This is a genomic window from Allobosea sp. ASV33 (assembly GCF_016428755.1).
In the GTDB taxonomy this organism is placed as follows: domain Bacteria; phylum Pseudomonadota; class Alphaproteobacteria; order Rhizobiales; family Beijerinckiaceae; genus Allobosea.
Genome location: NZ_JAELTI010000059.1, coordinates 24,789 through 34,758, shown reverse-complemented (window position 1 = coordinate 34,758; position 9,970 = coordinate 24,789). Strand labels below are relative to the sequence as shown.

Sequence of the window (9,970 nt, the reverse complement as noted above, 5' to 3'; positions counted from 1 at the left end):
GATCACGGTCGCGAGCCACCAGAGCTGGCGCTGCTCCAATGCGGCCGAGGCTGCGCCCGGCAGCTCGGGCGCAAGTCCCATCGCCGGCGCGAGCCCGAGCGCGAGAAAGCCGCAGGCACCCCAGACGAGCGCGCTGCGCTGGTCGATGGTGTCGCCGGCTGCGATCATGCCGGCGAGCAGCAGCCCCGCGAAGCCGATCGCGGTGGCGATCGTCACGGCGCTGGTGAAAAGCGTCCGCTGGAGGCCGTCCTGCGGCTTCCATTCGGCATGGTCGTGGCCGGGAGCATCGCCGGCCGGGCCATGCGCGAAGATGAGTTTCGCCTCGCCGTCGAAAGCGGCGAGCGTCGGCGCCTGCAGCGCGAGCGCCGCCTCATAGGTCTCGGCCTTGAGGATCAGCGGAGTGGTGGTGACATGCTGCAGGGCGGCGACGATCATGCCAGCCAGAAGCCCGGCCAGGATGCTGACCGTGAGAACACGCGTGACCATGGATGCTTTCCCTCAGTGGCAGGGAAAGGCGAGGCCGTGACGGGTGTCGTGCGCGGCGTTGTGGACATTGGTCGAGGCCGCGAAGCCGGTCGTGTAGATCAGCGCAACGCCGATCACGAGCGCGGCGGTGACCGCCTTGACGCGTTCCGAAACGCTGAGTGTGGGGGTGGAAACCGAAACGGTGTTCATATGCGTTCTCCGTGACCGCCCCGCCGGCAGCCGGTTGGATCTCTGCGGGTTGACGGCAGGTCTCCTGGCTCGCGGATTTAACGCCCTTTGCCGCCTTCCCGGAGCGGGAGCTCCAGTGGCCGATGGCGAAGGACATCCGCTTACAGTTGCGGGGGCAGCCGCGGCATTGGGCAAAGCAAGCCCGCACCGCGTTCCCTTTTCACCTCCTCGCGGAGGCACCGTCAGCGACGATCATTAGCCTTCGTCGGGCGGCTGTGCAATGCAGAGGCTCTACTCCTTGCGAACCTTCATCTCGGAGAGCCGCTTAGCGGCGCTTCGCGCGATGGGGCTCGTGAACATGGCGAATGTTATGCCTCGCGAAATGCGTCATCTCACCCTCGTCCTGGGCGGCGCCCGCTCGGGCAAGAGCCGCTATGCCGAAGGGCTGGTCGAAACGCTGCCCGCGCCCTGGGCCTATATCGCCACCGCTCAGGCCTATGACGACGAGATGCGGGAGCGGATCGCCACGCACCGCGCGCGCAGGCCGTCCGGCTGGGATACGGTCGATGCTCCGCTCGATCTTCCCGAGGCGATCGCCGCGATGCCGGCCGGTCGGCCGGTTCTCGTCGATTGCCTGACGCTTTGGCTGACCAACCTCATCCTGGCAGAGCGCGACACCGTCGCTGCCACGACGGCTCTCATCTCCACCTGTGAGCGGGTTTTTGGCCCGCTCGTGCTGGTCGGCAACGAGGTCGGCCTCGGCATCGTGCCGGATAATGCGCTCGCCCGCCGCTTTCGCGACGAGGCCGGGCGATTGCATCAGGCGCTTGCAGCGCGCGCCGGCCGCGTGGTCTTCATGGTCGCTGGATTGCCGATGCAAGTAAAATGACACGAGCGAAGTGATGACCGATACCGATGACGCCGCCCGCCACAAGGCGAAGATGGAGAGGCGCAAGGCGGTGCAGGACGCCGAAGTCGCCTCCAAGACGCTGGAGAAGGGCCTTCTCATCGTCAATACCGGCCCCGGCAAGGGCAAGTCGACGGCGGCCTTCGGGCTGATCCTGCGGGCGCTCGGCCATGGCTGGCGCATCGGCGTGGTGCAGTTCATCAAGGGCGCCTGGTCGACCGGCGAGCGCCGGGCGCTCGAAGCCTTCGGCGATCAGGTGAGCTGGCACAGCATGGGCGAAGGCTTCACCTGGGAGACGCAGGACAAGGCCCGCGACATCGCCGCCGCCGAACGCGCTTTCGCCAAGGCGCGGGAGCTGATGGCAGATCCGGAGATCAGGCTCCTGGTGCTGGACGAGCTCAACATCGCCCTGCGCTACGATTATTTGCCGCTCGCCGAGGTGGTCGAGACGCTCGCCGCCCGCCGGCCGGACCTCCACATCGTCGTCACCGGTCGCAACGCCAAGCCGGAGTTGATCGAGGCAGCCGATCTCGTCACCGAGATGACGCTGGTGAAGCACCATTTCGCGGCCGGCGTGAAGGCCCAGGAAGGCATCGAGTTCTGACGAACGTGCCGGGTGGCAAGGGACGTCATGCTCGGGCTTGAGCCGAGCATCTTTTGACGGAAAGGCTCTCGCGCCTCCTCCGACAAGAGATTCTCAGGTCTGCGCTGCGCTCCGCCCGAGAATGACGAGCGCTGTATGCGCGCTAGACCCCTATCGCCAGCGCTCCCAGCAGCGCCAGCGCCCAGAGCAACCCGCAGGAGCGCTTGTAGAGCGTGAGCGCCCTGCGGATATCGGCCGCATTCGCTGCCGCCCGACCATCGCCCATCCAGTGGTCCTCGACGGGGGTCTCGCCATAGACGCGCGGCCCGGCGAGGCGCAGACCCAGCGCCCCGGCCATCGCCGCTTCCGGCCAGCCGGCATTGGGTGAGCCGTGCTTGCCGGCATCGCGCTTGACTGCGCGCCAAGCGCTGCCCGCATCAGCCGATCGGTCGAGTGCTACCGAGGCGACCAGCAGCAGCGCCGTCAATCGCGAGGCCGGCAGGTTGACGAGATCGTCGAGCCGGGCGGAAGCCCAGCCGAAGGCGAGATGGCGCGGCGTCCGGTGGCCGATCATCGAATCGGCGGTGTTGATCGCCTTGTAGGCGGCAAGGCCGGGCAACCCACCCACACCGAGCCAGAAGGCCGGTGCGACGATGCCGTCCGAGAAATTCTCCGCGAGGCTCTCGATCGCCGCGCGCGACACGCCGGCTTCGTCCAGCGTCTGCGGATTGCGCCCGACGATCATCGAGACGGCCTTTCGCCCGCCTGCGAGTCCATCCCGCTCCAGCCCCTCCGCGACGCGGGCGACATGTTCGTAGAGGCTGCGTTGGGCGATCAGCGTCGAGGCGAGGAAGGCGAGCGGGACGAGACCGAGCGGCCAGAAGGAGAGGCACTGGCGCTGGATCGCCACGGACAGCGCAAGGACGACGGCGAGCATGAGGGCGAGCGCCAGCACACCCATCGCCTTGCGCGTGATGAAGGAGGCGGTCTCCCGGTTCAGCACGCGATCGAGCAGGCCGATCAGGCGGCCGGTCCAGGTGACGGGATGGCCCATCACGGCATAGAAGCGCTGGGGATAGCCGAATGCCGCCTCGATGGTCAGCGCGAGCACGAGCAGCGGCAGGCTGGCGGAGAGATTCATGCGGGGCGCGGACAGGGTCGTGGCTGAGGACGGTATCTGGCATGGCGGCGATCTCGCCACGGCCCGCGCGCTCTTTCCGGAAGCGCCCGGGCCCTGGATCGATCTCTCCACCGGGATCAACCCGATCCCCTATCCGCTTCCGGCGCTGCCGTTAAGCCTCTGGACGCGCCTGCCTGGCGCCGATGACGAGGCCGCGCTGATCGCGGCGGCCCGCGCCGCCTATCGCGTGCCGGCTCACGCAGACATCGTCGCCGCGCCTGGTACGCAGATCCTGATCGAGTTGCTGCCGCGGCTGGCGCCCACCGGCCCCGTCGCGATTCTCGGCCCGACCTATGCCGAGCATGGCCATGCCTGGCGCAAAGCCGGCTTTTCGGTCAGCGAGGCGGTGGTGCCGTCCGAGCAGGCTGCGACCATCGTCGTCGTCAATCCCAACAATCCCGACGGACGCGTGCTGTCGCTAAAAGACCTCGCCGGCCTGGCCGCGCGTTGCGTCGCCCGCGGCGGCCTCCTCGTCGTCGACGAGGCCTTTGCCGATTTCACGCCCGAAACCAGTGTCGTCCCCGACATCCCGCCCGGTACGATCGTGCTGCGTTCCTTCGGCAAGACCTATGGGCTGGCCGGCCTGCGGCTCGGTTTCGCGATCGGGGCGCCCGAATTGATGATGAAGCTCAAGGCGGCGCTCGGGCCATGGTCGGTCGCCGGGCCGGCGCTTCATGTTGGCGCGCGGGCCCTATCGGATGCCGATTGGCTCGCCAGTGCCGGCCGGGACAGGACCCACGACGGGGCTCGCCTTGATGCGTTGCTGGCCTCCCATGGCCGCATCGTCGGTGGAACCGCCCTCTTTCGCCTGCTCGAAGCGCCCGCAGCGGCGGCACTCTTCGCCCGCCTTGGGCGCCACGGCATCTATGTCCGCCGCTTCCAGAATGCGCCGGATCGCCTGCGCTTCGGCCTGCCGGGCGACGAGGCCGGCTGGTCGCGCCTGCGCGCGGCGCTAACCCTCGATGTCCGGGAAGCATCGCCATCAGCGTGAAGCTTGCATGCGGCGGATGCGGGGACAGGAGCCGGCGGGCCGGATAACGTCCCTGAACAAGGATTCGGGGAGAGACGACGCATGGCATTCCTGCCGCCGGAAGGCGACCTGACGATCGGCTTCGCCCATGCCGCCTATCAGCTTCGGGATGAGTTCCTGACGCGCGGCCGCGCCGCCAAAAGCTTCGAGGTCCGCAGCCTCGACGAATTGCGCGAGCGTGCGCCGCAGGCCGATGTCCTCGTCGTCTCCGGTCTCTGGCGCAACGACCTGCTGCCGCGCCTGCCGAAGCTGCGCTTCATCCAGTCGATCAGCGCCGGCACCGACCAGTTCGACAAGCCGGCGATCGGCGCCGCCGGCATCCGGCTCGCCAGCGCGCAGGGCGGCAACGAGCGGGCGGTTGCCGAGCATGCGATGTCGCTGATCCTGGCGCTGACCCGCCAGATCCATTTCGCCAGAGACAATCAGGCCAGGCAGTTCTGGCGCCCGATGATCGGTGATCGCGCCCTGCGCGAGGACGAGCTCGGCGGCAAGACGCTGGTCATCGTCGGCCTCGGCCGCATCGGCCTGAGACTCGCTAAGCTCGCGAGCGCCTTCGACATGCGCGTCATCGGCGTGCGCCGCAGCGCCGAGCCGCAGCCGCATGTCGAGGCCGTCATCCATCCGAGCAAGCTCGCCGAGGCCGTAGCTGAGGCCGATTTCGTCGCCTTGACCTGCCCCCTGACGCCCGAGACGGAAGGGCTCATCGATGCCCGCATCCTCGGCGTGATGAAGCCCTCGGCTTATCTGATCAACGTCGCGCGCGGCCGCGTCGTCGACGAGATGGCCCTGCTCGATGCGCTCGGCAACAGTGTCATCGCCGGCGCCGGGCTCGACTGCTTCCACGAGGAGCCGTTGCCGCCGGTTTCGCTGCTCTGGCGCATGCCGCAGGTCATCGTCACCCCGCATAGCGCCGGCGAGACCCGCGCTTACGAAGGCAACGTGGTCGATATCCTCCTCGACAATCTGGATCGCCTCGGACGTGGCGAAGCGGGTTTGCGCAACCAGATCATCTGAGCGGGACGGGTGGCGGCCATGGCTTCGCCGAGATTCTTCCGGCCCGGCGGATCGTCGCTGATCCCTGCGCTCGGCATCACCCAGGTCGTCGGCTACGGCACGCTCTATTATGCCTTCACCGTGCTGGCGCCGCGCATCACCGCCGATTTCGGTTGGGCGCCGGAATGGACCTTCGGCGGCTTCGCGATCGGCCTCTTGTTGGGCGGCGCGGTCGCGCCCGTCACCGGCAGCCTGATCGACCGCCACGGCACGCGGCTGGTGATGACGATCGGCTCGGCGCTGGCCGGCCTCTCGCTCCTGGCCTTGGCCGAGGCACGCGGCATCGTCAGCTACATCCTTGCGATGGTCGCCCTCCAGGCCGTCACCACCGCCGTGTTCTATGACGCCGCCTTCGCGGCCTTGACGCAGGCGCGCGGCGGCCAGGCGCGCCGCGCGATCAGCCAGCTCACCCTGATCGGCGGCTTCGCCTCGACCCTGTTCTGGCCGCTGACCTCGAGCCTGCTCGCGGTTCTCGACTGGCGCGGCGTCTATCGGCTCTATGGCCTTGCGCAGATCCTGGTCTGCCTGCCCCTGCACCTCCTGTTCCTGCCGGGACGCGTGAAACGGCCGGTCACCGCTGCCGCGGCAAGCGCGCCATCCGCGATGACACCGGAGCCGGAAGCGGCGTACCTCACGGGCGATGCGCGCCGCCGCGCCTTCCTGCTGCTGGCGCTCGCCTTCTCGCTGCAGGGTTTCGTCGTCTCGGCCATGGCCGTGCATATGCTGGCGCTGCTGCAGGGCTTCGGGCTCAGCGCCGCCGTCGCCGTCGGCATCGGCGCGATGCTCGGGCCGTCGCAGGTCGCCGGGCGCCTGACCGAGATGCTGTTCGGCCGGGGCGTCTCTCCGGTCACCACGGCCTGGGTCTCCGCCTGGCTGATGCCGTTCGGCCTCGTGCTGCTCCTGCTCGGCGGATCGTTTCCCATCGTCGCCGGGCTCTTCGCCATCGCCTTCGGCATCAGCATGGGGCTGAGCTCGATCGTGCGCGGCACCGTCCCCTTGCAGCTCTTCGGCCCGGTCGGCTTCGGCGCGACCATGGGCAAGCTCTCGGCGCCCGGCCTCGTCATCAAGGCGGCGGCGCCGCTCGTCTTCGCGATCTCGCTGGAGCGCGGCGGCGTGATGCTCTCGACGCTGCTGCTGATCGCGGTCTCGGCGTCGGCTGCCGGGGCGCTCGTGGTGCTGGCGCGCCGCGCTGCGCCTCGATGATCAGGCCAGCATCGTCCGCCACCACCGGCGCACCGCGTCGCGCGTCCGCATCGCCAGACCATAGGCGGGTGTGGCCCTGACCCAGCCGAGCACGCTGTCGCGCACGCGCACGATCTGCCCCATGATCCAGGCGAACCAGCGATAGCTCATGAGTTTCTCGCGGCCGGCATGGTAGATGCGCTCGACGAAGACGAAGCTCATCAGATGCGCGAAGGCGGTGACCACGAGCCCGGCCCAGAACTGCCCGCGCGCGAAGAGCAGCAGGCCGAAGAGCTTCAGCGGCTCGGCGATGGCGAAGGGGATCGCCAGCGCCAGCAGGACGAGCGGCGGCGGCAAGGCGGCGACGATGTCCTCCAGCCGGCGCATGACCCGCAATTCGGCGAGCCGGCGCAGCAGCGGCCGGTAGAGCGGCCGCAGGAGTTCGTCGAGGATGATGAAGACGGTGATGACGGCGCGCAGGATCGCGAGCAATCCGCGAACAAGCGGGCCGCGTTCCGGTGCGGGCGAGGGCGGAAGATCGTTGGTCATCCCGACCGATTCATAAGCCAGGATTTGCGGCAATTCCATGCCGCTTCATACCCGCCGCGCGAGCTTCGCCTAGCGACGTGCATCGTCCTTCAGCATCGCCACGCCCTTCTCGGCGATCATCATCGTCGGGTTGGCCGTATTGCCGGAGGTGATCGTCGGCATCACCGAGGCGTCGATGACGCGAAGGCCCGAGACGCCGCGCACCCTGAGCCGCCCGTCGAGAACGGCGCCGGAATCGTCGTCGCCTCCCATCCGCACCGTGCCGACCGGATGGAAGATCGTGGTGCCGAGCTCGGCGGCCGCTTTCAGCAGTGCCTCGTTAGACTGGGCGGCCTCGCCTGGCAGATATTCCTCCGGCCGGAAGCGGGCGAGCGGCGCCTGCGCCACGATCCGGCGCGTCAGCTTCATCGCATCGACCGCGACCTGCCGGTCTTCTTCCGTATCGAAATAGTTCGGCGAGATCACCGGCGCGTCATGTACGTCGGCCGAGCGCAGATGCACGCTGCCCCGGCTCGTCGGCCTGAGATTGCAGACGCTGGCCGTGAAGGCGTCGAATGGATGCAGGCCCGAGCCCCAGCTGTCGAGCGAGAGCGGCTGGAAATGATATTGCAGGTTCGCCGTCGCGTATTGCGGCGAGGACTTCGCGAAGGCGCCGACCTGCGATGGCGCCATGGTCAGTGGTCCCGTGCGCAAGGCCGCCCATTGCAGCGCCATGAGGGGCCGGCGCCAGAGCCTGGCATAGTCGCTGTTCAGCGTCTTGACGCCCTGGACCTTGTAGACCGGCCGGATCTGGAGATGATCCTGCAGGTTCTCGCCGACGCCGGGCGCATCGACCAGCGTCTCGATGCCGAGGCCCTGCAAGCGCGCCCCGCTGCCAATGCCGGAGCGCTCGAGCAGGAGCGGCGAGGCGACGGCGCCGGCCGAAAGCACGACTTCGCCGCCGACCTCGACCCGAAGCTTCTCCTCGCTCGGCGTGCCCAGCCCATGGGTGAATTCGACGGCCTTCGCGCGTCCATCCTCGAAGACGATGCGCTCGACATGGACGCGGGTCTCCAGCCGGAGATTGCGGCGTTCCTTCTCGCGCAGCAGCGGTTTCAGGAAGGCGCCATAGGCGCTCAGGCGCCGCCCACGCCGCTGGTTGACTTGGAAATAGGAGGAGCCTTCATTGTCGCCGGCGTTGAAGTCCGGGATCTTTGCGATGCCGGCGGCTTCCGCCGCGTCGCGGATCGCATCGAGGATCGCCCAGCGCACACGCGGATGCTCGACGCGCCATTCCCCGCCGGCCTTGTGCAGCCCCCCGGGCGGCGGCGCAATGTGATCCTCATGCTTCAGGAAATAGGGCAGCACGTCGTCCCAGCCCCAGCCGGTGAGGCCGCGCTGGCGCCAGCCGTCATAGTCGGCGGCCTGGCCGCGCATATAGACCATGGCATTGATCGCCGAGGAGCCGCCGACGACCTTGCCGCGCGGATAGGCCAGCGCCCGCCCGCCGAGCCCGGCCTGCGGCTCGGTCCGGAACAGCCAGTCGGCGCGGGGGTTGCCGATGGCGAAGAGATAGCCGACCGGGATATGGAACCAGATCCAGTCGTCCAGGCCGCCGGCTTCGAGCACCAGGACCTTGGTCTGCGGATCGCTCGCCAGCCGATTGGCGACGACGCAACCGGCCGAGCCCGCGCCGATCACGACATAGTCGAAGGTACCGATAAAGCGACGATCTGTGCGGGTAGAGTCAGGCATGGGCTTCCAGCTACATGGCCGCGAGGCCGCCCATTTAGCGGCTCTGGCTCAGCAACCTGTCATAGGCTTTCGTGGAGCGACAGTGCGAGGACATGCATATCGCACTGGCATCTATCAACGAACTCGAATTTCCTGGTAGCAGGGAAGCTTTAGGGAGTTTTGAGCTGAGCGGGTGGTCGGGAGCATGCACGGTTTGTTTTAAGCGCCTTGGCCTGATGCCGGTTTCGTGGACGCCAGGGATCGGCGTCATGAAGTTCGAGCGGGCATACTTCACCATCCTCTCGACCTTGCCCTTGCCAGGATGGCCCATCGATCCCGGAACAGATAGTGCTCACCAGCTCCGTGAAGGCCTGCGTCCGTTCGTTGGCGGGCGCCGCAGATACTCGCCACCGCGATGCGCGTTTTGTCGTAAAGCACCGACAGTGGCACGCCTCCGAAAAACCCGAACGCCAAGATATGCCCGTCCAGGAATACTTCCGTCGGCTCTCGCGGATACGCCTTCACAAAGCAGGAGCCCGACTGCGGCAGGTCAAAAAGTGGATCTTCTGCCGCACCTCACCGATCGCCGCGATCGCCTCGCCGAAGTCCAACTGGGCATAACCGGATGGATGCGACAGCAGCACGAATGTCTCCCGGCGCCGCGCCTGGCAAAGCCGCGCTCATCCCGAGGACGCCAGAAGTTCCGTTTGGTCATATGACGCTGCTTCACCGGTGACGCCCGGTCCTAAAACAGGATCGCGTCGATCGCCGGAAGTAGTGGACCCGGCTTCGGCTTCTCAGCCGGCTTCGCGCGCGTGTAGCGCGGCGGAATCGAGAAACGGCACACCTTGGCGATCGTATCCCGGCTCAGCTCAAACACCCGCGCTGCTTCCCGCCGGCGCCGCTTCTGATCGAAAACGAAACGCCGAACTGCCGCGTGGATCTGCACAGCGAACATCCCTGCCGACTCCAAAAGGGATCGGCCCGGCCTGCGGCCGGCTTTTACGCCGCCCGCGTCAGCACTAACCCCGGCGCTTCACTGGATGGGTTTCTCACCGCGGTGCACATGCATCCGGGTCGAACTCAATCTTGCCATTCTGATGCAGTCCATGCATTGGG

10 protein-coding genes, 1 pseudogene and 1 riboswitch are annotated in these 9,970 nt (G+C 67.7%); of the genes and pseudogenes, 5 read left to right on the top strand and 6 right to left on the bottom strand.

Annotated features, from left to right (window positions below; all coding sequences use genetic code 11):
• A partial coding sequence (locus JHD80_RS17210; protein WP_199089737.1) for a CbtA family protein occupies positions 1-486 on the bottom strand: 486 nt, incomplete at its 3' end.
• Between the two features lie 12 nt (positions 487-498).
• Entirely contained in the window at positions 499-675 is a 177-nt protein-coding gene (locus JHD80_RS17205) for a CbtB domain-containing protein (protein ID WP_079591561.1), read from the bottom strand.
• A 37-nt stretch (positions 676-712) separates the two neighbouring features.
• Positions 713-912: riboswitch (cobalamin riboswitch) on the bottom strand.
• A 124-nt stretch (positions 913-1,036) separates the two neighbouring features.
• On the opposite strand from JHD80_RS17205, the gene cobU reads away from it, so the two are divergent.
• Positions 1,037-1,543: a bifunctional adenosylcobinamide kinase/adenosylcobinamide-phosphate guanylyltransferase gene (cobU, locus tag JHD80_RS17200; RefSeq protein WP_248311614.1), complete on the top strand. Its 507-nt coding sequence runs from the start codon at positions 1,037-1,039 to the stop codon at positions 1,541-1,543.
• 13 nt (positions 1,544-1,556) lie between these two features.
• Positions 1,557-2,165, top strand: a complete 609-nt coding sequence (gene cobO / locus JHD80_RS17195) for a cob(I)yrinic acid a,c-diamide adenosyltransferase (RefSeq protein WP_199089734.1) — start codon at positions 1,557-1,559, stop codon at positions 2,163-2,165.
• Between the two features lie 142 nt (positions 2,166-2,307).
• On the opposite strand, the gene cbiB is transcribed toward cobO, so the two are convergent.
• Complete coding sequence (gene cbiB / locus JHD80_RS17190) at positions 2,308-3,285, bottom strand: adenosylcobinamide-phosphate synthase CbiB (RefSeq protein ID WP_199089724.1); 978 nt, start codon at positions 3,283-3,285, stop codon at positions 2,308-2,310.
• On the opposite strand from cbiB, the gene cobD reads away from it, so the two are divergent.
• The 3 genes from cobD (at position 3,284) to JHD80_RS17175 (ending at position 6,610) form a co-directional block, all read left to right on the top strand.
• Positions 3,284-4,315: a threonine-phosphate decarboxylase CobD gene (cobD, locus tag JHD80_RS17185; protein ID WP_199089715.1), complete on the top strand. Its 1,032-nt coding sequence runs from the start codon at positions 3,284-3,286 to the stop codon at positions 4,313-4,315. The genes cbiB and cobD overlap by 2 nt on opposite strands.
• An 81-nt stretch (positions 4,316-4,396) precedes the next feature.
• Positions 4,397-5,368: a D-2-hydroxyacid dehydrogenase gene (locus JHD80_RS17180; RefSeq protein ID WP_199089699.1), complete on the top strand. Its 972-nt coding sequence runs from the start codon at positions 4,397-4,399 to the stop codon at positions 5,366-5,368.
• A gap of 18 nt (positions 5,369-5,386) precedes the next feature.
• The gene (locus tag JHD80_RS17175) at positions 5,387-6,610 is read left to right on the top strand and encodes an MFS transporter (protein WP_199089698.1); all 1,224 of its coding nucleotides are present in this window, start codon (positions 5,387-5,389) and stop codon (positions 6,608-6,610) included.
• On the opposite strand, the gene JHD80_RS17170 is transcribed toward JHD80_RS17175, so the two are convergent.
• From JHD80_RS17170 to JHD80_RS17160, 3 genes and pseudogenes are all read right to left on the bottom strand, one after another.
• The gene (locus JHD80_RS17170; protein WP_199089697.1) at positions 6,611-7,138 is read right to left on the bottom strand and encodes a hypothetical protein; all 528 of its coding nucleotides are present in this window, start codon (positions 7,136-7,138) and stop codon (positions 6,611-6,613) included. It abuts the gene before it with no gap.
• Between the two features lie 69 nt (positions 7,139-7,207).
• Complete coding sequence (locus JHD80_RS17165; protein ID WP_199089696.1) at positions 7,208-8,872, bottom strand: GMC family oxidoreductase; 1,665 nt, start codon at positions 8,870-8,872, stop codon at positions 7,208-7,210.
• Positions 8,873-9,107: 235 nt separating this feature from the next.
• Positions 9,108-9,809: pseudogene (locus tag JHD80_RS17160) on the bottom strand (IS21 family transposase); the annotation flags it as partial.
• Between the last annotated feature and the right edge of the window lie 161 nt (positions 9,810-9,970).

What these genes read in the sequence shown, in the direction of transcription:
- cobU (WP_248311614.1), top strand. Translation starts at nt 1,037, where the DNA reads ATGCGTCATCTCACCCTCGTCCTGGGCGGCGCCCGCTCGGGCAAGAGC.
- cbiB (WP_199089724.1), bottom strand. Translation starts at nt 3,285, where the DNA reads ATGAATCTCTCCGCCAGCCTGCCGCTGCTCGTGCTCGCGCTGACCATC.
- JHD80_RS17175 (WP_199089698.1), top strand. Translation starts at nt 5,387, where the DNA reads ATGGCTTCGCCGAGATTCTTCCGGCCCGGCGGATCGTCGCTGATCCCT.
- cobO (WP_199089734.1), top strand. Translation starts at nt 1,557, where the DNA reads ATGACCGATACCGATGACGCCGCCCGCCACAAGGCGAAGATGGAGAGG.
- cobD (WP_199089715.1), top strand. Translation starts at nt 3,284, where the DNA reads ATGCGGGGCGCGGACAGGGTCGTGGCTGAGGACGGTATCTGGCATGGC.
- JHD80_RS17165 (WP_199089696.1), bottom strand. Translation starts at nt 8,872, where the DNA reads ATGCCTGACTCTACCCGCACAGATCGTCGCTTTATCGGTACCTTCGAC.
- JHD80_RS17205 (WP_079591561.1), bottom strand. Translation starts at nt 675, where the DNA reads ATGAACACCGTTTCGGTTTCCACCCCCACACTCAGCGTTTCGGAACGC.
- JHD80_RS17180 (WP_199089699.1), top strand. Translation starts at nt 4,397, where the DNA reads ATGGCATTCCTGCCGCCGGAAGGCGACCTGACGATCGGCTTCGCCCAT.
- JHD80_RS17170 (WP_199089697.1), bottom strand. Translation starts at nt 7,138, where the DNA reads ATGACCAACGATCTTCCGCCCTCGCCCGCACCGGAACGCGGCCCGCTT.